Annotated in this window: 24 protein-coding genes and 1 other RNA gene; 16 read left to right on the top strand and 9 right to left on the bottom strand. The window is 62.8% G+C overall.

Annotation, left to right across the window (positions count from 1 at the left end):
• Nucleotides 1–12 precede the first annotated feature (12 nt).
• From MUN81_RS09485 to gldC, 3 genes are all read left to right on the top strand, one after another.
• Nucleotides 13–345, top strand: a complete 333-nt coding sequence (locus MUN81_RS09485; RefSeq protein ID WP_245117059.1) for a hypothetical protein — start codon at nt 13–15, stop codon at nt 343–345.
• Nucleotides 346–484: 139 nt separating this feature from the next.
• Nucleotides 485–1,609 (top strand): DNA polymerase III subunit beta, encoded by a 1,125-nt coding sequence (gene dnaN, locus MUN81_RS09480; protein WP_245117058.1) that lies wholly within the window; start codon nt 485–487, stop codon nt 1,607–1,609.
• A 119-nt stretch (nt 1,610–1,728) separates the two neighbouring features.
• The gene (gene gldC / locus MUN81_RS09475) at nt 1,729–2,064 is read left to right on the top strand and encodes a gliding motility protein GldC (protein ID WP_190922038.1); all 336 of its coding nucleotides are present in this window, start codon (nt 1,729–1,731) and stop codon (nt 2,062–2,064) included.
• An 83-nt stretch (nt 2,065–2,147) separates the two neighbouring features.
• On the opposite strand, the gene MUN81_RS09470 is transcribed toward gldC, so the two are convergent.
• The 5 genes from MUN81_RS09470 to MUN81_RS09450 all read right to left on the bottom strand — a co-directional run bounded on the left by MUN81_RS09470 (nt 2,148) and on the right by MUN81_RS09450 (nt 7,644).
• Nucleotides 2,148–2,696, bottom strand: coding sequence for a hypothetical protein (locus tag MUN81_RS09470; RefSeq protein WP_245117057.1), 549 nt, complete (start codon nt 2,694–2,696; stop codon nt 2,148–2,150).
• A gap of 131 nt (nt 2,697–2,827) precedes the next feature.
• The gene (dcd, locus tag MUN81_RS09465) at nt 2,828–3,364 is read right to left on the bottom strand and encodes a dCTP deaminase (RefSeq protein ID WP_245117056.1); all 537 of its coding nucleotides are present in this window, start codon (nt 3,362–3,364) and stop codon (nt 2,828–2,830) included.
• A gap of 41 nt (nt 3,365–3,405) precedes the next feature.
• Nucleotides 3,406–4,302, bottom strand: coding sequence for a hypothetical protein (locus tag MUN81_RS09460; RefSeq protein ID WP_245117055.1), 897 nt, complete (start codon nt 4,300–4,302; stop codon nt 3,406–3,408).
• A 155-nt stretch (nt 4,303–4,457) separates the two neighbouring features.
• A complete protein-coding gene (hemL, locus tag MUN81_RS09455) occupies nt 4,458–5,756 on the bottom strand; it encodes a glutamate-1-semialdehyde 2,1-aminomutase (RefSeq protein ID WP_245117054.1) in 1,299 nt (432 codons plus the stop codon).
• A 133-nt stretch (nt 5,757–5,889) separates the two neighbouring features.
• On the bottom strand, nt 5,890–7,644 hold the full coding sequence (locus tag MUN81_RS09450; RefSeq protein ID WP_245117053.1) for an ABC transporter substrate-binding protein: 1,755 nt from the start codon (nt 7,642–7,644) through the stop codon (nt 5,890–5,892).
• A gap of 214 nt (nt 7,645–7,858) precedes the next feature.
• Between MUN81_RS09450 and MUN81_RS09445 the strand changes: the two genes are divergently transcribed.
• The 6 genes from MUN81_RS09445 (at nt 7,859) to MUN81_RS09420 (ending at nt 14,091) form a co-directional block, all read left to right on the top strand.
• Nucleotides 7,859–8,515, top strand: coding sequence for a TetR/AcrR family transcriptional regulator (locus MUN81_RS09445; RefSeq protein WP_245117052.1), 657 nt, complete (start codon nt 7,859–7,861; stop codon nt 8,513–8,515).
• Nucleotides 8,516–8,566: 51 nt separating this feature from the next.
• Nucleotides 8,567–10,132: an ABC transporter ATP-binding protein gene (locus tag MUN81_RS09440; RefSeq protein ID WP_245117051.1), complete on the top strand. Its 1,566-nt coding sequence runs from the start codon at nt 8,567–8,569 to the stop codon at nt 10,130–10,132.
• Nucleotides 10,129–10,269: a hypothetical protein gene (locus tag MUN81_RS09435; protein ID WP_245117050.1), complete on the top strand. Its 141-nt coding sequence runs from the start codon at nt 10,129–10,131 to the stop codon at nt 10,267–10,269. The genes MUN81_RS09440 and MUN81_RS09435 overlap by 4 nt, the downstream gene beginning before the upstream one ends.
• Nucleotides 10,270–10,414: 145 nt before the next feature.
• A complete protein-coding gene (locus MUN81_RS09430) occupies nt 10,415–11,809 on the top strand; it encodes an HlyD family efflux transporter periplasmic adaptor subunit (RefSeq protein WP_245117049.1) in 1,395 nt (464 codons plus the stop codon).
• Entirely contained in the window at nt 11,793–13,274 is a 1,482-nt protein-coding gene (locus tag MUN81_RS09425; protein ID WP_245117048.1) for a TolC family protein, read from the top strand. Before MUN81_RS09430 ends, MUN81_RS09425 begins: the two co-directional genes overlap by 17 nt.
• Before the next feature lie 133 nt (nt 13,275–13,407).
• Nucleotides 13,408–14,091: a DUF1361 domain-containing protein gene (locus tag MUN81_RS09420; RefSeq protein WP_245117047.1), complete on the top strand. Its 684-nt coding sequence runs from the start codon at nt 13,408–13,410 to the stop codon at nt 14,089–14,091.
• Between the two features lie 21 nt (nt 14,092–14,112).
• Here MUN81_RS09420 and MUN81_RS09415 read toward each other — a convergent pair whose 3' ends face one another.
• Together MUN81_RS09415 and MUN81_RS09410 are read right to left on the bottom strand one after the other, a co-directional pair.
• The gene (locus MUN81_RS09415; protein ID WP_245117046.1) at nt 14,113–14,394 is read right to left on the bottom strand and encodes a hypothetical protein; all 282 of its coding nucleotides are present in this window, start codon (nt 14,392–14,394) and stop codon (nt 14,113–14,115) included.
• An 18-nt stretch (nt 14,395–14,412) separates the two neighbouring features.
• Nucleotides 14,413–14,832, bottom strand: a complete 420-nt coding sequence (locus MUN81_RS09410; protein WP_245117045.1) for a DUF1810 domain-containing protein — start codon at nt 14,830–14,832, stop codon at nt 14,413–14,415.
• Nucleotides 14,833–14,998: 166 nt separating this feature from the next.
• Here MUN81_RS09410 and MUN81_RS09405 point away from each other — a divergent pair, with 166 nt between their 5' ends.
• Genes MUN81_RS09405 through MUN81_RS09395 form a run of 3 tightly spaced genes read left to right on the top strand, consistent with a single transcriptional unit; the run spans nt 14,999 to nt 19,766 of the window.
• Complete coding sequence (locus MUN81_RS09405) at nt 14,999–18,013, top strand: M1 family metallopeptidase (protein WP_245117044.1); 3,015 nt, start codon at nt 14,999–15,001, stop codon at nt 18,011–18,013.
• On the top strand, nt 18,013–19,398 hold the full coding sequence (dgt, locus tag MUN81_RS09400) for a dGTP triphosphohydrolase (RefSeq protein WP_245117043.1): 1,386 nt from the start codon (nt 18,013–18,015) through the stop codon (nt 19,396–19,398). Before MUN81_RS09405 ends, dgt begins: the two co-directional genes overlap by 1 nt.
• Nucleotides 19,399–19,427: 29 nt before the next feature.
• Nucleotides 19,428–19,766: a hypothetical protein gene (locus MUN81_RS09395; protein ID WP_245117042.1), complete on the top strand. Its 339-nt coding sequence runs from the start codon at nt 19,428–19,430 to the stop codon at nt 19,764–19,766.
• Here MUN81_RS09395 and MUN81_RS09390 read toward each other — a convergent pair.
• Together MUN81_RS09390 and guaA are read right to left on the bottom strand one after the other, a co-directional pair.
• Nucleotides 19,763–20,491, bottom strand: a complete 729-nt coding sequence (locus MUN81_RS09390) for a type 1 glutamine amidotransferase (RefSeq protein WP_245117041.1) — start codon at nt 20,489–20,491, stop codon at nt 19,763–19,765. The two genes, MUN81_RS09395 and MUN81_RS09390, sit on opposite strands and share 4 nt — an antisense overlap.
• Before the next feature lie 144 nt (nt 20,492–20,635).
• Entirely contained in the window at nt 20,636–22,171 is a 1,536-nt protein-coding gene (gene guaA / locus MUN81_RS09385; RefSeq protein ID WP_245117040.1) for a glutamine-hydrolyzing GMP synthase, read from the bottom strand.
• A 172-nt stretch (nt 22,172–22,343) separates the two neighbouring features.
• Here guaA and ffs point away from each other — a divergent pair.
• From ffs to MUN81_RS09365, 4 genes are all read left to right on the top strand, one after another.
• An RNA gene (ffs, locus tag MUN81_RS09380) (signal recognition particle sRNA small type) lies at nt 22,344–22,441 on the top strand.
• 178 nt (nt 22,442–22,619) lie between these two features.
• Nucleotides 22,620–23,276: a fructose-6-phosphate aldolase gene (gene fsa, locus MUN81_RS09375; RefSeq protein ID WP_245117039.1), complete on the top strand. Its 657-nt coding sequence runs from the start codon at nt 22,620–22,622 to the stop codon at nt 23,274–23,276.
• A gap of 90 nt (nt 23,277–23,366) precedes the next feature.
• A complete protein-coding gene (locus tag MUN81_RS09370; RefSeq protein ID WP_196288256.1) occupies nt 23,367–23,570 on the top strand; it encodes a fructose-6-phosphate aldolase in 204 nt (67 codons plus the stop codon).
• 4 nt (nt 23,571–23,574) lie between these two features.
• Nucleotides 23,575–24,258, top strand: coding sequence for an ATP-binding cassette domain-containing protein (locus MUN81_RS09365; protein WP_245117038.1), 684 nt, complete (start codon nt 23,575–23,577; stop codon nt 24,256–24,258).
• Nucleotides 24,259–24,292 lie beyond the last annotated feature (34 nt).

The raw sequence follows: 24,292 nt of genomic DNA, 5'->3' as shown, positions 1-24,292 counted from the left end.
TCGGCTACGAATGTGAAAAAACATTCACAAAAAGAACTGGTTATTAGTGCGCTACTAAAGGGGAAAGAACAACGTAAGCACTATACGCATCAGTTACAAGACCTATCCAATACGAACGTATTCGGAACTGTAGCCGTCATCCTAAAAGACAGCCGTTTTTGTATTTCCATTGAAGAGATACACGAACCGCCAGTTAAATCGAGTGCTTTAGAAGAGTATGATGTCGAAGAACTTCATCACTTATCGACTTTGCTTGAAGTAGAAGATTTTCTTAAGCAAAGACTGGGAATTGCGTTGGATGAACTCGGTCCAGCGAGAGGCAGTAGGCGCTTTATAAGCGAGTGAGTTTGGCTAAACATCTTAACTAACAAAGCCGAGTAGCCATTCCATATAGGTCATTTGCGTAAACGCTAAATCCCCTTTCCAAAGCCCAACCCCACCCCCTATCTTTGCCCTCCCTTAATCCCAGCCCTAGCCTCGCATCATGAAATTCATCGTATCCTCCTCCGCGCTGCTCAAGCAGCTGCAAAGCATCAACGGCGTGGTCACGAACAACCCCGTGGTGCCCATTCTGGAGAACTTTCTCTTTGAGATTGAGGCCGGTAAGCTCACCATCACGGCCTCCGACCTGGAGACGAGCATGATAACCGAGCTGCCCGTGGAGGCCCGCGATACCGGCCGCATTGCCGCGCCCGCCCGCATCCTGCTCGACACCCTTAAGAACCTGCCCGACCAGCCCGTGACCTTCACGCTGGACGAGGAAACCTACACCATCGAAATCAGCTCGGCCAACGGCCGCTACAAGCTGGCCGGCGAGAATGCAGCCGACTTCCCCCGCGTGCCGGTGGTGAAGGGCTCGGCCCCGATTGAGATGCCGTCGTCGTCGCTGGCCCGCGCCATCAACAAAACCATCTTCGCGGTGAGCACCGACGAGCTGCGCCCGGCCATGACCGGTATTCTGGTGCAGCTAGCCGATTCGCAGGTGACCTTCGTAGCCACCGACGGGCACCGCCTGCTGCGCTACCGCCGCCAGGACGTAGGCGCCGGCCAAACCGCCAACCTCATCATCCCGCGCAAAGCCTTCAACCTGCTGAAAGGCACGCTGCCTTCGGAGGCCACGCCGGTGAAGATGGAGTTCAACCAGAGTAACGCCTTTTTCTCCTTCAACCAGATGCGCCTCGTGTGCCGGTTGATTGACGAGCGGTACCCGGACTACGAGAACGTGATTCCGGTGAGCAACCCCAACAAGCTCATCATCAACCGTTCGGAATTGTTGAATTCGGTGCGTCGCATCAGCATCTACTCCAACAAGACCACCCACCAGGTACGCCTGCGCCTGGCCGGCTCGGAGTTGGTGGTGTCGGCCGAAGACCTCGACTTCAGCAACGAAGCCAAGGAAACCCTCACCTGCCAGTACGACGGCGAGGACATGGAAATCGGCTTCAACGCCCGCTTCCTGCTCGAAATGCTGTCGAACATCGACTCCGAGGAAATCACCCTGGAACTGAGCACGCCCAACCGCGCCGGCCTGCTCATGCCCACCACCCCCGACGACAACGAAAGCATCCTGATGCTGGTAATGCCGGTGATGCTGAACAACTACGTTTAAATCTTGCCCTCAAAACTGTCATCCTGAGCGCAGCGAAGGACCTACTCAAGTCAGAACGCCAATCGTTCGGCAAGGGTAAGGTCCTTCGCTCTGCTCAGGATGACACATTTTTACCAAACATGAAAAAATCAGAAATCCGTTTCAGCATTGCGCTGGATGATAATAAAGTACCCGAGGCAATCAGCTGGTCGGCCACTGACGCCGGGCCGGATATTCACTTTGCCAAGGCCATCAACATCGCGCTGTGGGACCGGGAGCAAGTGGGCACCATGAAAATCGACCTCTGGACCAAAGACATGCCCGTGGACGAGATGAAGCGCTTCGTGGTCGACAACATCGGCTCCATGGCCGAGAACATCGTGACGGCCACCGACGACAAGGAAATGGCGGCTAAGATGCGTGCCCTCTGCAAGGAATTGTCGGAGTACCTCGATAAGCAGGAACAGGGCCAATAAGTCCTTTCAGCATAGCGCTGTACAGCAAAAAGCCCCGTTGGAAAATTCCAACGGGGCTTTTTGCTGTTGTATGAGGGAAGCTATTACCGGGCATTGCGCCCCAGATTGCCCGCGGGACGGCTGGCCGGTTTGGTGCTGGCGGGCGCAATGGTGGCGTCGTTAGCACGAGCCGGGGCCGGGTTTTGCACCGAGTTGGTGAGGAGGATGCTAGCCGACTGAGCGGCATAGTCCTTGTCGTACTTGTAGTACGTGGCCCGCGAGCCGAAATAGCTGCTGTACTGGTCGTTGCTCAGGAAAGCCTGCAGTTCCTTGTCGCGCTCCTTGCACACGCCGTTGCACTCGGCATCAATGAGGCTGGGGTTGCCGGCGTTTTTGCGCTCGATGACCGCCATCTTGGCGATTTTGTCGGCATTCACGGCGCGGAGTTTGGCGGCCTGGTAGTTGTTGAGGCGCAGGTCGCGCACCATCTGGTTGCTCAGGCGGTCGGCCCGCACCTGCACCGGGTTGAGGCGCGGCGAAGATTGGGTTTTGTCCTGGGGCTCCACGGTGGTAGCGCGGGAAGCTTGCTGGGCAGAAGCGGTGCCGGCCATCAGCGCCAGCAGCAGGGAAGCAAATGCTGATTTTGTCGTCATCGTCGTAGGGTTTTGGTACACACTTACGCAAGGACCGGGCCAGAGGGAAGGAGGCTCAGTTGCTTATTTAAACGCAAGGGAGGCCCGAACGGTTCGGAATCAGCCGGCACACATAGGAGCCGCCGAATATGCTACCAGTTATTTTTCCACATCATCGACTCCACCGGTTTGTCGGTGCGCTCGTTGTATTTCGCGTTCTGCTTGCGGTTATAATAGTTGTTGACATCGCCCTGCACGGTGAAATAAATCAGCTGGCCGATGGGCATGTGGCGGTACACCCGCACGGGCATCGACACGCTGATTTCCAGGGTCCAGTAGTTGCAGAAGCCCACGTCGCCTTTGCCGGCGGTGGCGTGAATGTCGATGCCCAGGCGGCCTACGCTGCTCTTGCCTTCGAGGAAGGGCACGGTGGCGTGGGTTTCGGTATATTCCTGCGTCACGCCCAGGTAAAGCTTGCCCGGCTGCAGCACGAAGCCCTCTTCCGGTATTTCAAACGTGTCGATTTCGTTGTGGCGGCGCGCGTCCAGCACCTCGTCGCGGTAGGTGGCGAGGTAGGGGCCCAGGTGCACGTCGTAGGAGTTGGTACCCAGGCAGCTACGGTCGTAGGGCTCGATGACAATGGTGCCTTTTTCGATTTCCGCGAGGATTTGCTGGTCGGTTAAAATCATGGGGGGAAGAAACAGGATGCAGAAAAGGGGGCCGGGCGGCGCTAGTCGTCGTCGTGGTGGCGGGCGGGTTCGGTAGGCTCGAAATCGTCATCGTCCTCGTAGCTGTCTTCGCGCAGGCCCGTCGACCGGGTGGGGCGCAGGCGACTCACGAAGCTGCGGGGCTCGGGCTCCGGCTCGGGGTCGGCCGCCAGGTTGTTGATGCGGCGGCTCATGCCCGGTAGCACGCTGGTGGTCAGGTATAGCAAAGTCAGGAAGCTGCCGAGGCTGAGCAGCAGCGTGAAATAGTCGACCCAGTCATGGCGCGGGGCGGCGCCGGGTGCTTCGGGCGCCCCCACGGGCACGCTGCTCAGCGGGGCTTCGTCGGAGGAGGTAACGGGGACGGACTCCTGCCCGTCGGCGTCGTGGGTGGTGAGGGGCGCCGCTACGGGCGCTTCGGGCTGCGCGTCGGCATCGGCGGGGGGCACGGCCGCCATTTCTTCCGAGCCCGAGGCGTTGAACTGGGCGCTGGCCTGCTGAATGAGGCGCTGCTCGGCCCGAATGAGGGCCACTCGCTCGTCGCGCGGCAGGTTGTGGATGAAGAACTCAAAGTTCTTATCGAGCAGCACCGACTTAAGCTGTTTCTCGAACTCAGCCAGCGTCATGGGGCCGTTGCCGAAACGGTTTTTGTACCGCTCGGCCACGCCGTTGTAGTTCATAAACAACTGCTTGAGCGCCGCGTTGGTGCCGAAGCCGTCGAACTGCCGCCGGGCGGCCGCGGTGCGCAGCGTGAGCGGAAACTTGCCCCGGGTGAACGACTTGTCGTACACCGTTTCCATGGTCCGGAAATTCAGCTCGTCGATGGTTTTATCGAAAAGGCGCTTGTTGGCCTGGGCCGGGGTTTCGGCCTGTGCCAGCGGCCCGATAAGTAGCAGCAGAGCAATAAAAAGCTGTTTCACCATGGGGCAAAGGTAAAGCGCAGGGTTTCGCGAGGTGAAAAAAGGTTTCGCAAGGTTTTCGTCAGTCATGCCGAACGTCGTGAAGCACCTTGTCACGTCCAAACGAAATGTTCAGGCGTGATAAGGTGCCTCACGACGTTCGGCATGACAAGCGGAACCTATAAACCGTGGGCCTCAATCAACGACTCGCGGCAGGCCTTCAGGTACATTTCCACCAGCTCGTCAGTGATGGCCGTGGACACGAACAGGGCCTCGAACTGCGACGGCGCCAGGTAGATGCCGCGCTCCAACATGGCGTGGAAATAGCGGCCGAATGCAGCCGTGTCGCACTTCTTGGCGTCGTCGAGGTTGGTGACGGGCTCGGAAGTGAAAAACAAGCTGAACATGGAGCCCACGCGGTTCACGGTATAGTTTAGCCCCAGTTCGGCGGCAATCTGGCGGGTGCCGTCGGCGAGGCGGGCGCTGCTGGCTTCGAGGGCGGTGTACAGCTCGGGGTGCTCGTGCAGGTAGCGCAGCTGGGCCATGCCCGCGGCCGTGGCCATGGGGTTGCCGGAGAGCGTGCCGGCCTGGTACACCTTGCCGGCGGGCGCCACGCAGTTCATGATGTCTTCGCGGCCGCCGTAGGCACCCACGGGCAGGCCGCCGCCGATGATTTTGCCCAGCGTGGTCATGTCAGGCTTGATGCCGTAGAGCTCCTGCGCGCCGCCCTGCGCCAAGCGGAACCCGGTCATCACCTCATCAAAAATCAGGACGATGCCGTGCTCGGTGCACAGGGCACGCAGGGCTTGCAGGAAGCCTTCGGCCGGGGCCACGAGGCCCATGTTGCCCACCACCGGCTCAAGAATGAGGGCGGCCACTTCGCTGGGGTTGGCATCGATGAGGGCCTGCACGGCGGGCAGGTCGTTATAGGGCGCGGTGAGGGTATCCTGGGCCACGCCGCGCGTCACGCCGGCCGAGTCGGGCTCACCGGCGGTGAGGGCGCCGCTGCCGGCCGCAATGAGGAAAGCGTCGCCGTGGCCGTGGTAGCAGCCTTCAAACTTGATGATTTTGGAGCGGCCCGTGTAGCCGCGCGCCGCCCGAATAGCCGACATGCAGGCCTCGGTGCCGGAGTTCACGAGGCGCACTTTCTCGATGCTGGGTACCATCCGCCGAATGAGTTCGGCCATTTCCACCTCGCGGTTGGTGGGCGCGCCGAAACTGAGCGAGTGCGGCAGGGCCTCTTTCACAGCATCGAGCACAACGGCCGGGGCGTGACCCAGAATCATGGGGCCCCAGGAGTTGATGAAGTCCACGTAACGGTTGCCGTCCACGTCCGTCAGCCAGGCGCCGTGGGCGCTTTGCATGAACACCGGCGAGCCGCCCACCGACCGGAAAGCGCGCACCGGCGAATTGACCCCACCGGGAATGAGGGTTTTGGCACGTTCGAAAAGAGCAGCGGAAGTGGTGAGGTTGAGCATCTAAAGAAGTGTTGAGTTTTTGAATGTTGAGGGTTGAGTTTGGAAGCAAGAGTTTTGATGTAAGGCGAAGACCGGACACAGCCCTAATCGACTGCATAACTCAACCCTCAACATTCAAAGCTCAATACTTCACTCACCGCAGCACCTGCAGCTCCAGGTTGCTGAGCTTCACGATGGGCACCACTTGGTTATCGTGAGCGCCGTTGCTGTAGTTCATGCCGTCAAAGATTGCCCCAGGCGTTACGCCGGCGTTGGCCAAGTTGGCCTGGAAAGCCGGGCCGTACTGAAACAGCGCCGTGCCGAAATACAGCATCAACTCAAAACCTTGGCTGGCAAACACCGACGGCGGCAAATGCTGCCGCTGCAGGTACAGCTGCCGAAACCGGCGGAAGCCGGCCCCCTGCTCGTCGTAGTATTTGGGCTGCAGCATGTAGACGCCGGGCGCGGCCAGCTGCGACACGTCGAGGCGGGCGTTGTCGAGCCAGGAGCCGGGGCACAGCAGGGCCGGGCGCGTGGCGGCGGGCAGCTGCTGCCACTGCTTGAAGGCGGCGGGGCCCACGCGGCGGTTGTCGGAATACACCGTCAGGTGACTGGCGTTGGCCAGGTCGAGGCCGGTGAAGGCGGCATTCAGGCTTTCGTCCACGTCGGGATTGAAGCGGCGCAAAGTGCCGATTTTGCCGCCGTCGGTTTCGTAGGCGGCTTTGTAGGAATTGGCGAAGGCGGCGTCGTCCTTGCTGTCTTCGTGCAGCACCACGCCCGGGCGCCCAGCCCCAAAGGCATTGAGCGCAAACTGCGCCGCCACCCGGCCCTGCGTGGCCGTGCTGGGCGAAAACAGGTAGTGCCAGGGGTTATTTAGCACCAAATCAGCGTCCTGCGACAGCGGATTGACGCACACAATCTGGTGCTCGCGGGCGTAGCGCGCCAGCAATCGGGCGCCCGACTTATACACCGGCCCAATGAGCAAATCCATGCCGGCCAGCTCGGGCAGGGCCAATACCTGCTTGAGCGTCAGGGTATCGGCGCCGGTATCGTAGGCGAAGAGCTGGATGGGGTGACCGGCCCGCTGCAGGCTGTCCTGGGCCAGGCGCAGGCCGGCGTAGAGGTCGGTCACGAACTGGTTTTTGCGGATGGTCTGCCAGCTGGGGTCGCTCAGCTCGAAGGGCAGCAGTACGGCCACGTTGTAGCTGGCTTTTTTGGCCACCACGGCGCGGGGCCGCGGCGTGTAGCGGGTGCGGTCGAGGTTAAAGCGCGCTATCAGGGCGTCGAGCTGCGGGCGGTCGGCGTCGGTGAAGGTGCCGCCGATAACGAGGTTATCGGCGTAGGCGCGGGCCAGGGCGGCATCGTCGGGGTAGCGGCGCAGGTTGCGCTGCCAGGTGCTGCGCTCCTTGATGCGGGGCAGGTAGGTGGCCTTCATGGCCTCGCGCTCGGGCACAAACTTGTCGGCCGGCAGCAGCGCCAGGGTTTTGAGGGCGGTGTCGTAGTCCTCCTGCTCAAACGAGGCCTGGCCCTGCAGCAGCAGCGCATCGGGTAGGTTGGGGTACGCGGGGTACTCGGTGCGCAGCAGGTTGAGCAGCTGCTCGGTTTCGGGCCATTGCTTGAGGCGGGCGTACGCCACGGCACCGAGATACGCGGCATCGGCGGCGCGGGCGAAGCGGGCACCGGGCTGGGCCAGCGGTTCCAGCAGGGCCACGGCCGCGGCGTAGTTGCCCTGGTCGAGCTGGGCTTTGCCGCTGCGGTAGCGCGCGGCGGGGTCGGCCGCGGCGGGCGGGGCGGCGGGCGCGGGCCGGGGCTTGGGTTTGGCGGGCGTCTGGGCCAGGGCGGGCTGGGCGAGCAGCACACCGGCCACCAGCCACCGAAGCGGAAGTCGCAGCGAAGAGAACGGGGTCATTGAAGCAAAAAACAGACTTCCGCTACTACGGAAAGCGGGGCAAAATTAGCCATAAATACCCCGGCACTGCGGCACTGCTACCCGCTCCCACCGCCGGCGCAAGCCCTAAGATTAAACCCCTCTTAAACTGCGATTAAATCGCTATTAAAAATGGTAGTATTGCTTTCATTGGCTGGCTGAGCGTTGGAATTTTGCAGTATAAACGCTCCAAATGATGCTTGCTGCCCTCCGCCCCGACCTCAACCAGCACCTGTACCTGCGCGACCCGCAGGCCACGGATTTGGGCCGCCGCCTGCTGGCCGAAAGCGTGCGCCTGCTCGATGACATCGGCTTTGAGGCGTTCACTTTCAAGAAGCTGGCGGCGGTGATGAATTCGACCGAGGCTTCGCTTTACCGCTACTTCGAAAACAAGCACCGCCTGCTCCTCTACTTAGTGAGCTGGCACTGGGCCTGGCTGCGCTTCCGGGTGCGGGTGGCGCTGCACCACGTGGCCGACCCGCAGCAGCGCCTGCGCCTGGCCCTGGCGGCCGTGTGCGAAGCCAGCGTGGACGACCCCGCCACGCCCGATTTCGACGAGGCCGCCCTCTACCGCGTGGTGGTGGCCGAGGCCAGCAAGGCCTACCTCACCAAGGAAGTCGACGCCGATAACCGCGCCGGCCTGTTCCGGGAGCACATGGAGCTTGTGGCCGAGCTGGTGGGCGTGGTGCAGGCCGTGAGCCCCCGCTACGCCCACCCGCACGCGCTGGTGAGCACGCTCCTGGAGTCGGCGCGCAAGCAGCATTTTTTTGCCCGGCACCTGCCCTCGCTCAGCGACGGCGCCGACCAGGTGCCGGCCTTTCTGACCCAGCTGGCCTTCGCGGCGCTGGCTTAATTCATTCGTCCTCAATCAACTTATATGGCTTCTTCTCATTCCCTTACCCCAATGCAACGCTTGTTCCGCCTGTTCGCGGCCGAGCGCACCGACATTGCCTACCTGTATGTGTACGCGGCGCTGGCCGGGGTCATCAGCCTGAGCCTGCCGCTGGGGGTGCAGTCGGTGATTGGCTTCGTGAGCAGCGGGGCCGTGAGCACCTCGCTGGTGGTCCTCATCGGGCTCATTGTGCTGGGCACGCTGCTAGTGGGCGGCCTGCAAATCATGCAGATAACGCTGGTGGAGTACATGCAGCAGCGGCTGATGACGCGGGTGGCCCTCGACTTTGCCGTGCGCCTGCCCAAGGTGCGGTCTGAGGCCCTGGAAGGCGAATACCTGCCCGAACTCATGAACCGCCTGCTCGACGTACCGACGCTGCAGAAAGGCCTGGCCACGCTGCTGATTGAGTTTTCGGCCGCCGCTCTGCAAATTTTGTTTGGCCTGCTGCTGCTCTCATTCTACCACCCCATCTTCATTGTGTTTGGCCTGACGCTGGTGTTGGTGCTCTACGGCCTGATTGCCCTCACCGGCCCCAAAGGCCTGAGCACCAGCATCACCGAAAGCCAGTACAAGTACCGCGTGGTGGCCTGGCTCGAAGACGTGGCCCGCACCGTGAGCAGCTTCCGGCTGCCCCCGCGCCAGGGCCTGGCCCTGGGCCGCACCGACGACCTGCTGAACGGCTACCTCGGGGCCCGCGCGGCGCATTTCCGGGTGCTGCTCACGCAGTCGTGGGGCTTTGTGGTGTTCAAAACGCTGGTTACGGCCTCGCTGCTGGGCATTGGGTGCTGGCTGCTGATTGAGAAGCAGATTAACATCGGCCAGTTTGTGGCCGCCGAAATCGTCATCATTCTCACCATTGGGGCGGTGGAGAAGCTGGTGCTCAAGCTCGACGTGGTGTACGATGCCCTCACCTCGCTCGACAAAATTGGCCACGTGCTGGACCTGGAGGCGGTGACGCCCCCGGCGGGCACGGCACCTCTCCCCGCCGTCGCGGCAGAAGCGGGCCTGGCCATGGAGCTGCGCGGCCTCTCCTACACCTACCCCAATGCCAGCCACACCACCCTCAACGACGTGTCGCTGACCCTGGTCCCCGGCAACCACCTGGCCCTGGCCGGGGCCGACGGCGCCGGCAAAACCACCCTGCTGCGCCTGCTGGCCGGCCTGCTCGACGACTATTCCGGCCAGATAGTGTACGCGGGCCTGCCCCTGGCCGACCTCGGCCCCGAGGCGCTGGCCGCCGCGGTGGGCGACAACCTCTCGCACCAGCACCTGTTTTCGGGCACGGTGCTCGAAAACATCACCCTCAACCAGCCCCACCTCAGCGCCACCGATGCCGCCTGGGCCGTGGAACTGGTGGGCCTGCGCGACAACCTCTACGCCCGCCCCGGCGGCCTGCAAACGCCCGTGGGCCCGGGCCACCCGCTGGGGCCGGCATCACCCAGAAGCTGCTGCTGGCCCGCGCGCTGGTGGGGCGCCCGCGCCTGCTCCTGCTCGACCACCTGCTGCCGGCCGCCTCGCTGGCCGAGCGGGTGCGGGTGCTGCGCCGCTTGCTGGAGCCCGGCCTGCCCTGGACCGTGATACTGGGCACCACCCAGCCCGAGCTGCTGGCCCACATGCCTCGCGTGGCCGTGCTCGATGAAGGCCGCCTGGTGGCCGAAGGCACGCTGGCCGAGATGCGCCAGACCCCCGAAATGCGTGCCCTGCTGGGCGCGTAGCCATGCGCTGAAAATGAATGGCGGATTATGAACAGCACGAAGTCAACAAATTGACAAGTCGCGGCTCACCCTTCCGCCGTCATCTCCTCCCTTTTCTCCTTACTCATTCGACGGGCGCTTTGCTGCCTCTCCAAACTACTGAAATATGCCATTTGCTGAACATCCCACTTCCGAAACCCACCCCGACGCGGGACGCTTCACGGCGTTTCGGCGGGCGCGCACGCCCCGGGCCGGGCGCACGCTGGCCCGCTGGGCCGGCGGCCTGGGCTTGCTGGTGCTGCTGTGCGGGTTTCTGCCCTGGACGCAAAACATCCGCTCCACGGGCAAGCTGACCACCTTGCGCCCGCAGGACCGCCCCCAAACCGTGCCCAGCACCATTGGGGGCCGCATCAAAACCTGGCGCGTGCAGGAAGGCCAGCTGGTGCAAAAAGGCGACACGCTGGCCGAAATCGTCGAAATCAAAGACAAGTACTTCGACCCCGAGCTGTTGGCCCGCACCCGCGAGCAGCTCGAAGCCAAAATCTCCGGCCTGCGCGAAAACACGGCCAAAACCGCTGCCTTGGGCAACCAGCAGGACGCCCTGCGCCTGGCCCTGCAAGCCAGCCTGGCCAAAGCCCGCAACAAGGTGCGCCAGGCCGACCTAAAAGTGCGCTCCGACCGCGCCGAGCTGGTGGCGGCCCGCGCCGATTACGCCATTGCCGAGCGCCAGCAGGAACGCCAGGAGTTGCTCTACAAGCAAGGCCTGAAGAGCCTGACCGAACTGGAGCAGCGCCGCCTGAAGTTTCAGGAAAGCGCCGCCAAGCTGCAGGCCGTGCAAAACAAGCTGGGTGCTTCGCGCCAGGACTCCGTTTCGGCCCGCATCGAGCTACAGTCGCTGGACGCGGAGTACGCCGACAAAATTGCCAAGAGCGAAAGCGACCGCCGCTCGGCCACCGGCTACCAGTTCGACACCGAGGGCCAGATTGCCAAGATGCGCAACGAGCTGGCCAACCTGAGCATCCGGGCGGGCTATTACTTCATCACGGCGCCCCAAACGGGCTACGTGGTGCGGGCCCTCAAGGAGGGCCAGGGCGAGATTGTGAAGGAAGGCGAAGACCTGGTGACGCTGATGCCCGCCAACCCGCGCCTGGCCGCCGAGCTCTACGTGAAGCCGATGGACATTCCGCTGCTGCGGGTGGGCCGGCGAGTGCGGCTGCAGTTCGACGGCTGGCCGGCACTGGTGTTCACGGGCTGGCCGGGCAGCAGCTTCGGCACCTTTGGCGGCATCGTGCAAGTGATTGACAACATCGACTCGCAGGGTCAGTACCGCATTCTGGTGACGCACGAGCCCGGCACGGAGCCCTGGCCCGCCCCGCTGCGCGTGGGCTCGGGCGTGTATGGCTGGGCCCTGCTCGACGACGTGCCCGTGTGGTACGAGCTGTGGCGCCAAATCAACGGCTTCCCGCCCAACTACGTGGGCGCCGAGCCGGCCTACGCGGGCAGCAAAGACAGCAAAAGCGGGAAGAAGGAGAAAAGTGCGGACTATGGAAACGAAGAATAACGACGGGCACCGGTGGAGCGCCCCCCGCCACCTCCGACGCTGGCTGGCGGCCCTGCTCCTGCTCTTACCCCTGACGCCCCAAGCCCAACCCACAGCGGTGCCGGCCGATTCGGTGGTCATCAGCCACGCCGAGTTTCTGGCGCTGCTCGACCAGTTCCACCCCATTGCCCGGCAGGCCAACCTGAACCCGGAGCGCGCCCAGCAGGAAATCCGCCAGGCCCGCGGCGCCTTCGACCCCGCGCTCACGGGCAAGTACTACGGCAAAGAGCTGAAAGGCAAAGACTACTACCACGACTGGGAAACGGCCCTGCGCGTGCCCACCTGGTTTGGCGTGGACGTGAAAGCCGGCTGGGACCGGGGCGTGGGCCCCTACGTGAACCCGCAGGAGTACACCGCCAGCAGCGGCCTGAGCTACGTGGGCCTGAGCGTGCCCCTGAGCCAGGGCCTGCTGATTGACGAGCGGCGCACGGCCGTGCGCGTGGCTCAGGCCCTGGCCGGCCTGGCCGAAGCCGAGCGCCGGGCGGTGCTGAACAAGCTGCGCCTGAGCGCCAGCAAAGACTACTGGGACTGGGCCCTGGCCACGCAGCGCCTGCGCCTGCTTTCGGCCAACGAGCGGGTGGCCGGCACTCGTTTCAACGCCACCCGCCTGCGTGTGTTGGCCGGCGACCTGGCCGCCATCGACTCGGTGGAAGCCCTCACGGAGCTGCAAAACCGGCAGGCCCAGCGCGTGGCCGCCCGGGTGCAGTGGCAAAATGCCGCCCTGGTGGCGTCCAGCTACCTCTGGGACGCCGAGGGGCGCCCCCGCGAGCTGCCGCCCACCGTTCAGCCCCAGCCCCTGCCGGCCGCGCCGGCCTGGCGCCCGCTCCTGCCCGATTCGCTGGCCCAGCTCACCGAACTGGCTCTGCAGCGCCACCCCGACCTGGCCAAAACCCGCGCCAAGCAGGTGCAGCTGGGCCTGGAAAACCGCCTCGCGCTCAACAAGCTGCTGCCCAAGCTCAGCGTCGACTACAACCTGCTGCTGCCCGGCCAACCCTTTGCCCTAGAAGGCAGCCCCAGCCCCTTCACGGGGGCATACTCGACCAACAACTACAAGCTGGGCCTCAGCTTTTCCCAGCCAATCTTTCTGCGGGCCGAGCGGGCCAAACGCCAGCTGGTGCAGCTCAAGCTGCGCGATGCCGGGTACCAGCTCAGCAACGACCAGCGCCAGGTGACCAACGCCCTGCAAACCGCCGCCAACGACTGGCAGGCCCTGCTGGAACAGCTGCGTCTGCAGCAGCAGGCCACCGTCAACTACCAGCGCCTGCGCGACGGCGAGCTTATCCGCTTCGAGAGCGGCGAAAGCACCGTGTTCTTCATCAACTCCCGCGAGGCGAGCCTGCTGGCTGCCCGCCAGAAGCTGGCCGAGTTGCAAGCCAAATACGCCCAGACCCAGGCCCAAGTGCGATATGCAGCCGGTGGCGACTAAACGCGACTTTCGGACGCCACGGAAGCAGAACCCAAAACTTCATCCCGGCTCAAACAATACGCACGGGCGGTTTTGAGTTGTGCCTGCCGCCGAAAGCAGCACCTGCCCGTTGGCCCGCCCGTATATTAGTCCTATGCAAGCCGTTTCCCTCTCCAGCCTCCCCGTTTCCCGCGCCCGCCTCACGCTGATGTTCGTGCTGGGCGCTTCGCTCACGCTCAGCATGTTGCTAATAATGGGACGGGTACTACTGACGGGGCATCTCACCTTCCTGTTTCTGGTCTGGAACCTGTTTCTGGCCGTCATTCCCTTTGCGCTGAGCACCTTGCTGGGCATTGCGCAGGCACCCTTGCGCACGCGCATGCTGGTGCCGGTGGGCGCGGCCTGGCTGCTGTTTTTTCCGAATGCGCCCTACATCCTCACCGACCTTTTCCACCTCGATGCCCGCCCCGGCGTGCCGCTGTGGTACGACCTGGCCCTCATCCTGAGCTGCGCCTGGAACGGGCTGATGCTGGCTTATGCCTCGCTGTCGGATATGCAGCGGCTGGTACAGTCACGCCTGGGCTTCTGGATGGGCTGGGTGTTTGCCACGCTGGCGCTGCTGCTCAGCAGCTTCGGTATCTACTTAGGCCGCTACTTGCGCTTCAATTCTTGGGACATACTCACGAACCCGCTCACGCTGTTCTACGACATCGTGAACCGCATTTTGCACCCCTTCTCTTTTCCTGGCACCTGGGGCGTGACGTTGGTTTTCGGCCTGTTCCTGCTGGTGGGCTACGGCACGGTACGGCTGCTGGGCCGGGCACACGAGGAAATGTAAAACGCAGTAGCCTGCAGCAACTTAGTGAGCCAGTACGGGCCAAATTTTACCGTAGCACGCGATAAGCACGACTTGGATAATAAAGCCTAGCGCAAGCCCTACACAATACATCGAGAATTGAGTGTCGGTTTTCGAAAAAAGTTTAGAGATGGCGGCCCCTGTAATGACGGCCACGATGGCAGCTAGCTCCTTGCTGGTATGGCCCTGCGTGGAATAAAAGGTCACCGCCGTAATCCAGCCAATTACGAGTCCAAACCACACGGCTCCCCCATCAATTATCAAGTTTTTATCCTTTTGCTCCATCAGGCTGTCAGTGAGTTATCAGCCAATGATACGCAACGTTTTACTGTCTGGCTCGCCGGCGTAAAATTTGTCCAGCACCCGCTGGAAAACCGGGCTGGCCCGCAGCGCCGCAAAAAGCGTCATTGAGGACTTTAGCTTCATGTCGTCGGGGCTGCCCAGAACGCCGTGCGCGTCGTTGGATTTCAGTTCAAGCAAAGCCTGGCTGATTTCTACCAAACGGCTGCCCAGCACCGGATGCTGCAGATAGGCCGCCGCTTCCGCCCGGTCCTGCAACGCATAAAACCGCGCGGTTTCGCTCAGGCCAAGCCCCTGAATCTGAGGGAAGACATACCACATCCAGTGGCTGCGCTTGCGGCCGCTTTTTATTTCGGCCAAGGCATCGTGGTAGTTGGTGGCCTGGGCGTCGAGGAAACGTTGCAGGGAATTTTCGCTGGGCATGAGGGAAGGCACTGATGAGCCCCGTTGAACGGAATCTGGCGGCTTATTGATGCAGTGCTTTTGCGTTGCTTTACGGCCATTGCGCTGCGTTCCGCAGCTCCGTTATCCGGCGCGCCGTAGCTTCGCCCCGAAGGCGCGGCTCTACTCCCGGCCCATTGAATTCTGCATGAAAAATCGTTTTCTCTTCGGGCTATTGGCCCTGCTGCCGGGCCTGGCCCTGGGCCAGCGCCGCCCCAAACCCAAGCCCGCCGCCCCGGCCAAAGCCGCCGCGGTGCCTTACTTCCAGCAGGAAGTCAACTATGCCATCGACGTGAAGCTCGACGACCGCGCCCACTACCTGCGCGGCCGCGAAGAGCTGGTATACCACAACAACTCGCCGCAGCCGCTGGGCTTCATCTGGTTCCATCTGTGGCCCAATGCTTACCGCGACAACCACACGGCCTTTGGGCAGGAGCAGCAGCGCCATGGCAACCGCAAATTCCTGTTTGCCAAAGCTAAAGACCGGGGCTTTATCGACAGCCTCGCCTTTGCGGTGAACGGGCAGGCGGCCAAGCTCGAATTTGACCCCAAGAATCCCGACATCGCCAAGCTGGTGCTGCCGCAGGCGCTGGCGCCGGGCGCCACGGCCACCATCGCCACGCCGTTTCGGGTGAAGCTGCCGGGGTCGTTTTCGCGCCTCGGGCACGTGGGGCAGAGCTACCAGATTTCGCAGTGGTACCCCAAGCCGGCCGTGCTGGACCGGCGCGGCTGGCACCCCATCCCCTACCTCAGCCAGGGCGAGTTTTACTCCGAATACGGTTCCTTCGACGTAAGCATCACCCTGCCCAGCAACTACACGGTGGGGGCCACAGGCGTGCTCCAAAACCCCGACGAGCAGGCCCGCATGGCCGCGTTGGCCACCGCCACCGCGTCGAAGAAAACGGCCGACGACTTCGGCAAGGACATGGCCTTCCCAGCCTCAGCCCCTACCACCAAAACCCTGCGCTACAAGCAGGAACGGGTGCACGATTTCGCCTGGTTCGCCGACAAGCGCTTCAACGTGCTGCGCGACTCGGTGCAGTTACCTTCGGGCCGGGCGGTTTCGACCTGGGTGCTATTCACCAACCGCCAGGCGATGAAGTGGATAAAAGGGCTGCAGGACGTGAACGACGCCGTGCGCAACTACTCGAAATGGGTGGGCGACTACCCCTACGCCAGCGCCACCGCCGTAGACGGCGCCCTTTCGGCCGGCAGCGGCATGGAATACCCCATGGTGACCGTGACCGAGCCCGAAGCCATTGTGCACGAAGTGGGCCACAACTGGTTCTACGGCATCCTGGGCTCGAATGAGCGCGACTTTCCGTGGCTGGACGAGGGCATGAATTCCTACTTTCAGTACCGCGTAGAGGAGCTCACCAACCCGCAGGCCGGCATGCTGTCCGCCCTCCAAACGGCCAAGCCCGTGGCCAAGGCTTTCGGCCTGGAAAATCTGCCCGGCACGGCCCTGAGCTGGCTGCCCTATCAGGCCATGGCCACGCGCGGCCTGGCCCAGCCCGTGCAGGGCCCCACGTCGGCCGAGTACACGCAGGTGAACTACGCGGCCACGGTATATGAGAAAACCGCCCTTTCGATGAAATACCTGGCGGGCTACCTCGGGCAGGAGAAATTCGACGCGGCCATGCACCAATACTACGCGCGCTGGCAGTTCAAGCACCCCTACCCCGAAGACATGCAGGCCGTGTTTGAGGAAAGCACGGGGCAGAAGCTGGGCTGGTTTTTCCGGGATTTCCTGGGCACAGCGCAGCCTTATGACGCCGACATCAGCGCGCTGGCCGTGTTCAACGACGTGGTGAAGGTGCTGGTGCGCACCGACTCGTCGGTGCCGTGGGCCGTGCCCGTGTCCACCGTCGACGCCCAGAACAACGTGCTGGAAACCCTCTGGACGCCGCCCTTCGGCAACACCGACCCCAACGCCGACGAAGAAGTGACGAGCCAGCTCAACTTCAAGCGCGAAAACGTGGCCGCGGTGGTGGTCGATGCCGGCTACCTCACCCCGCAGCTCAACCGCCGCAACGACCGCCTCAAAATCGAAAGCGGCCCCCTCGACCGCTCCGAGCCGCTGCACCTGCGTCCGCTCTTCAGCGTGGAGCGCTGGGACAAGGCCACCGTGAACTGGCTGCCCGTGCTCGGCGCCAACACCTCCGACAAACTCATGCTGGGGGCCGCGTTCTACAACAACCCCTTGGCGCCCAAGAAGCTGCAGTACCTGCTCATGCCCATGTACAGCTTCAACCGCAACGAATTGAATGGCATCGGGCGCATTCAGCTCAACGCGCTGCCCCAGCGCGACTCACGCCAGTTCATCACGGCCCTCACCGTGCAGCGGTTTGAGCGCTATTTTAAGACCGAGCCCAGCTTCACGTTCATCTTGCCGCACCGGGTGGGCTACGTGCCCCAGCAGCAGGTGCAGGTGGCTTTCACCTCCGTGACCGACCAGGACCTGAGCCGCACCAGAAGCATCGTGACGGGCGCCTACAGCGTGCGCCACGAAGACGCCCTGCAGGCCTGGTCGGCCAACGTGGAGCTCAACCACCTGCTGGCCAGCGCCACCGAAAGCAACGACAAAGGTGCCGTTCTGCTACGGGCCGAGGCAGCCTACCAGCGCTTCTATTCCGCCAAAAAGCGCGTGCAGGTGCGCCTGTTCGGCGGCCGTTTCCTGCAAAGCGCGGCCCAGACCGACTTTGTGCTGGGCTTGAGCAGCAGTCCCGACTACCGCCGCCAAACCGCTTTCCTCGACCGCCAGCAGATTTCGCACGCACTCACCGCCCAAGTGCACCAGACCGACAACCGCGACGGCGCCTTCAAGGCCTTTGTACCCGTGGCCAGCCAGAAGTGGCTCAGTTCCCTGAACGTGCAGGTGGATGTGCCCGCGCTGCCGTTGGCCATTTTTGCCGACCTGGGCGCCACCAGCGAGAAGCAATTCCTGGCCGGTCGTGCCACTTCGCAGCGCCTGTTCTACGATGCCGGCGTGACGCTGCCTTTCGTTCGGAACATCTTCGAGGTGTACGTGCCCGTGGCCGGCTCGCAATTCCGCGACGGTCTGCCCGGCAGCCGCCAAGAATTCACCGACGGCATCCGCTTCGTGCTGAATTTGAACAAGCTGAGCCCCTTCCGCTTGCTGGATGAAAACCTAACCCGCTAATGCCCGCCCAAACACCCATGGCCTGGCCGCGCCTGCTCTCGCAGCGCCGCTTCCCCGACCAACAGCTACCGCCCGCCAGCGCCGCCCCCGTGCGCGGCGCCTTCGTGCAGGACTACGACCGGGTGGTGTTCAGCTCGGCCTTTCGGCGCTTGCAGCGCAAAACCCAGGTGATGCCCCTGCCCGAAACCGATTTCGTGCACACCCGCCTCACCCACTCGCTCGAAACCGCCGTGGTGGGCCGCTCGCTGGGCCGCCTTGCCGCCCGCCACCTCATGGAGGCCGACGCCGAGCTGGCCCGCCAGCTGCCCAACCTCGACCAGGACTGCGGCGACATCGTGGCCGCCGCCTGCCTGGCCCACGACATCGGCAACCCGCCCTTCGGCCACTCCGGCGAAGACGCCATCAGCAGCTATTTCCTGAGCGCGGCCGCCGCGCCGTATTTAGCGCAGTTGAGTGCCGCCGAAGTATCCGATTTGCAGCATTTTGAAGGCAACGCGGCCGGTTTCCGCATTCTCACGCACACCTACGCGGCGCACAGCAGCGGCACCGCCGGGCTGGGCCTCACCTACGCCACGCTGGGCGCCTTCACCAAGTACCCGCGCCCCAGCCTAGTGCCCGACGATGCCCGCGTGGGCGGCGCCTCCGAGAAGAAATACGGCCATTTCCAGACCGAAAGCGCCCGCTTCCGGCACGTAGCCGCGGAGCTGGGCCTGCTGCCCAAGGATGCAGCCAACGGCTTCTACCACCGCCACCCGCTGGCTTTTCTGGTTGAAGCCGCCGACGACTTGTGCTACCGCATCATCGACTTTGAGGACGGCCTCAAACTGGGCCTCATCGCGCCCGAAACCGGTTTGCCGCTGCTCAAGCGCATGCTCAACGACCCCGCCGGGCGCGTGGGCAGTGTGCAGTGGCACGACTGGCGCGAAGAGCTGGGCTACGTCCGCGCCCGCCTCATTGGCAAGCTGGTGGCGGAGCTGGCCGCGCTTTTTGCCGAGCACGCCCCCGCCATCCTGCGCGGCGAGTACGACCAGTCCCTTATCAAGGAGCTGAGTTGCTGGGTCGATTTGCAGGAAGTGCAGCGCCTGAGCATCAACCAGCTCTACCGCAGCCGCCCGGTGCTGGAAATTGAAGCCGCCGGCTTTGAGGTCCTCGGCGGTTTACTTGATGCGTTCCTGTGTGCCGTGTTCGATGCCAGCCTGGGCCACCGCAGCCGCAAGCTGCTCCTGCTGCTGCCCGAGCAGTTCCGTGCCGAAGGCCACCAGGCCCACGTTTCGGCCTACGAGAAAATCCTGCTGCTCACCGATTTCGTGGCCGGCATGACCGACCAGAACGCGCTGAGTTTGTACAAGACCATCAAGGGCATTGAGCTGCCGAAGGGGTTCTAAACCACGCGCAGCTACCAACAACCGACCTCATGACGGACCTCGAAAACCTGAAGCAAACCTCGCTGCACGACATGGGCGTCGATGCCCTCAACATCGATTTCAAGCACAGCACGCTTACCCTCCAGCTCGGCGTGTACAACGAAGACACCCGCAGCTACGACAGCCTGAAACTGGAGTTTCAGGGCATAAGTGACCTCAACCTGGGTGCGCTCGACTTATCCGCTGGCGCCCTGACGGACCTGGATGTAGACTCCCACACCATCATCCCGCAAGAGGCTGGCCACGCCATTCGCTTCGGGCTGCTCACCGGCCACGGCCAGCCGGGCGCGGAGTGGTCATTTACTTTCGAGCAAGTAAAAATCAGCTAGCGGCCATAAGCATTTGCTTCGCCTTCGTGCAGCGCCACCAGGTTAGCCAGCAGCGCTTCCAGCAGTTTGCGGCCTTTCCACACTGATTTCAGTTTGGCGCGAATCTGCTCGGCCGTCTGCACAAACTCCTGCTCCTCGGCGTGCTCATGGTTTTCAAATTCCATCAGCTGCTCCACCATTTCCACGGTCATTTCAGGATGAAACTGTAGGCCAATCACGCCATCGCCCCACACGAAGCCCTGGGTGGCAGTGGCCGCCGACATGCCCACCCGCATGGCCCCCGGCGGCACCGTAAAGGTGTCCAAATGCCAATGCAAGACCGTGGCCTTCTCGGGCCACCCGCGCAGCAGCGGGTGCTCCAGCGACTTTGCCGAAAAACGCACCGTCCAGAACCCGATTTCCGGCGCGTGATTTGGGCGCACCTCAGCGCCCAGCGCCTCGGCCACCAGTTGCGCCCCCAGGCAAATAGCCAGCGTAATCTTGCCCGCCCGCAACGCATCGCGGATAAACGCCTTTTCGGCGCGTAGCCACGGCAGGCTTTGCTCGTCATGCACGCTCATGGCGCCGCCGAGAACCAGCAGGCCATCGAACTCAGCTAGTGCGGGAAATACCGGGTTGGGCTCGAATAAACGCGTGAACGTGAGCGAATGACCATGCGCAGCCAGCCAGTCGGCCGCGTGGCCGGGGCCTTCATCGGGCAGGTGTTGAAGGCAGTGAAAACGCATGGCATTGGGGTTATTGATTATAAAGTAAGAACGTCATGCTGAGCGCAGCCGAAGCATCTCTACCGTGCCACTAATTAGAGTTACTGTTGCGGTAGAGATGCTTCGTCTGCGCTCAGCATGACGTTCTGGTTTCTGGGCTATCGATTACTCCCACTCAATCGTTGCCGGCGGCTTGCTCGAAATATCATACACCACGCGGTTGATGCCGCGCACCTGGTTGATGATTTTATTCGAGACCTCGGCCAGGAAATCGTAGGGCAGGTGGGCCCAGTCGGCGGTCATGCCGTCCACGCTGGTCACGGCGCGCAGGGCCACCACCCGCTCGTAGGTGCGCTCGTCGCCCATCACGCCCACGCTTTGCACGGGCAGCAGCATGGCGCCGGCCTGCCACACGTGCTGGTACAGGTCGTGCTCCTTGAGCAGGTTGATAAACACGGCGTCGGCGCGCTGCAGCAAGTCTACTTTCTCGGGCGTAATGTCGCCGAGAATGCGGATGCCCAGGCCGGGGCCGGGGAAGGGGTGGCGGTTCAGAATCTCGCCGGGCAGGCCCAGGGCGGCGCCCACTTCGCGCACCTCGTCTTTGAAGAGCATGCGCAGCGGCTCCACCACTTTCAGCTTCATTTTGTCGGGCAGGCCGCCCACGTTGTGGTGGCTTTTGATGGTCACAGCCGGGCCTTTCACCGACACCGACTCAATCACATCGGGGTAAATAGTGCCCTGGGCCAGCCACGCCGCGCCCTGCACCTTGTGCGCCTCGCGGTCGAACACCTCAATAAACGTGCGGCCAATGGCCTTGCGCTTGCCCTCCGGGTCGCTGATGCCGGCCAGCGCGGCGTAGAACTCGGGCGCGGCGTTCACGCCGGTCACGTTCAGGCCCAGGCCTTCGTAGGCTTTCAATACGGTTTCAAACTCGTCTTTGCGCAGCAGGCCGTTGTCCACGAAAATGCCGTGCAGGCGCGGTCCAATGGCGCGGTGCAGCAGCAGGGCCGCCACGCTGCTGTCCACGCCACCAGACAGGCCCAGAATCACCTGGTCGTCGGGGCCGATGGTGTGCAGCAATGCTTCCACCGCGGAATCCACGAAGTGGTCGGGCGTCCAGCTTTGGCTGCACTGGCAGATGTCGACCACGAAATTTTTCAGCAGCTGCTTGCCTTCGGTGGAGTGCGTCACCTCCGGGTGAAACTGGATGCCGTAGGTGTCCTGCCCTTCGATTTTGAAGGCGGCCACGGCCACTTCCGGCGTGCTGGCAATGATGTCGTAGCCCGCCGGGAGCGTCTGAATGGTGTCGCCGTGCGACATCCACACCTGCGAGCCGGCGTGCATGCCCATCAGCAGCGGCGAGGCGTCGTTGAGCTCGGCCAGCCGGGCGCGGCCGTACTCGCGGATGGTGGCCGGCAGCACCTCGCCCCCGCCCTGCTGGGCCAGCAGCTGTGCGCCGTAGCACACGCCCAGCACCGGCACGTGGCCGAGCAGGTGGCTCAGGTCGGGGTTGGGGGCGCCTTCCTCGCGCACCGAGCACGGCGAGCCGGAAAGAATAACGCCCCGAATATCGTCGCTGAGGACGAGGTTCGAGGCGTGGGTGTAGGGGTGAATTTCGCAGAACACGTGCAATTCGCGAATGCGTCGGGCTATCAATTGCGTGTACTGCGAGCCGAAATCCAGAATGAGTAGTCGTTCCATGCCGCAAAGGTAGGGTTAGGGCCCGCCTGCCCGGCAACGCAATTTGGAAAAAGTAACGGAACCGACCCGGGTCACGGCATCGCAGACGCCTCAGTGCCAACGTTGCAAGCACGACGCGCCCCTTTTAGGCGAGAAAAGTTGCGATTTTGTGGCGCAGCTGCGTATCTTTGCAACGGCAAGTCAGAACGACCAGCTCCTGCTGAACTCCCCCAGGACCGGAAGGTAGCAAGGGTAGGTGGTTGTAGCGGTGCGATTTTGGCTTGCTTTTTTTTGCCTTTTCCAGTCGGCCCCGGCGCTGCTCTGTTCCGCAATTTGGCGGGCCATTGAGTAGCTTTGGGGCCGATTCTTTTTTCAAAGCCGGAGGGATTTGCGGCAGTGGAAACGTGGCTTTTGGCCATGAACATTCCATTGACTGCCACCCCAAGCCCCCGTTTCCCAAGACCTTATCATGAAATTCTTCATTGACACCGCCAACCTCGATGACATCCGCGAAGCCGTGGAGCTGGGCGTGCTGGACGGCGTGACCACCAATCCTTCGCTCATGGCCAAGGAAGGCATCCGCGGCCTCGATGCCGTGATGGCGCACTACCGCCAGATTTGCGAGCTGGTGGACGGCGACGTGTCGGCCGAAGTCATTGCCACCGATTTCGACGGCATCGTGCGCGAAGGCGAAGCCCTGGCCGAGCTGCACCCCAACATCGTGGTGAAGGTGCCCATGATTAAGGAAGGCGTGAAGGCCATTAAGTACTTCGCCGACAAGGGCATCAAAACCAACTGCACCTTGATTTTCACCGCCGGCCAGGCCCTGCTGGCCGCCAAAGCCGGCGCCACTTACGTGTCGCCCTTCGTGGGCCGCCTCGATGACATCGGCCACGATGGCCTGCAGCTCATCGAGCAGATTGTGCAGATTTTCAGCAACTACGGTTATCCTACCGAAGTACTGGCCGCCTCGGTGCGCCACGTGCCGCACCTCATTCAGTGCGCCGAAATCGGCGCCGACGTGGTGACCTGCCCGCTCAACGTCATCACCGGCCTGCTGAACCACCCGCTCACGGACAAGGGCCTGGCTACGTTCCTGGCCGACCATAAGAAGGTTAATTCGTAAATGTGCTGATTTTTTGATGTGCGGAGGTGCTTGCTGTTAGCAGTATAGCATTCAGCATATCAGCACATCAATCAATTATCACATCACCCCATGTACATCATCAAAGTAAAGGGCAAGGCCAAAATTCCGGACTACATCCAGCTGCGGGACGAGGCGTTTGTGCTCATCGCCTATTTCCGGGCCGACCGGCCGCTGAAAGACCTGCACCGCTACGGTCTGGAAGGCAAAGAAACCGAATTGGCCGCCGTGATTTCGGGCCTGGAGTTTGGCAAATTGCAGCCGTTGAGCTTGTAGCCGTATGATAGAAAACGTGATTGAGCTGCACGACGCCACCATCATGCAGGAGCAGCAGGCCGTGCTGCAGGGCGTGACGTTCTCGCTCGAGAAAGGCTCGTTTGCCTATCTGGTGGGCCGCACCGGCTCGGGCAAGTCGTCGCTGCTGAAAACCCTGTACGCCGACCTGCCCCTGCAGAGCGGTATGGGCACCGTAGCGGGCTTTCCGCTGGCGAAGCTGCCGGCCAGCAAGGTGCCGTATCTGCGCCGGCGGCTGGGCATTGTGTTCCAAGACTTTCAGCTGCTATCGGACCGCACGGTGGCCGAAAACCTCTTGTTCGTGCTCAACGCCACGGGCTGGAAGGGCAAGGCCAAAAAGCAGCAGCGCGTGAGCGACGTGCTGACCCAAGTGGGCCTCAACGGGGCGGCCAACCGCATGCCGCACCGCCTCTCGGGCGGCGAGCAGCAGCGCGTGGTCATTGCCCGGGCCATGCTGAACGAGCCCGTGCTATTGCTGGCCGACGAACCCACCGGCAACCTCGACCCAGACGTATCGGACAGCATCATGCGGCTGTTTGCCGAGATTAACAACGCCGGCACGGCCATTCTGATGGCCACGCACAACTTTCAGCTGCTCGAAAAATACCCGCACCGCGTGCTGACCTGCAAGGACGGCGAGCTGCTGGATTCGGCGCGACAGCCGCAGTAATCGGCTGGCTTGCCTTTGCTCATCCCCTCTTTCC

This window comes from Hymenobacter sp. 5317J-9, from assembly GCF_022921075.1.
In the GTDB taxonomy this organism is placed as follows: domain Bacteria; phylum Bacteroidota; class Bacteroidia; order Cytophagales; family Hymenobacteraceae; genus Hymenobacter.
Note: the sequence above shows the minus strand (reverse complement) of the source record. Positions and strands in the feature narration are given on the sequence as shown.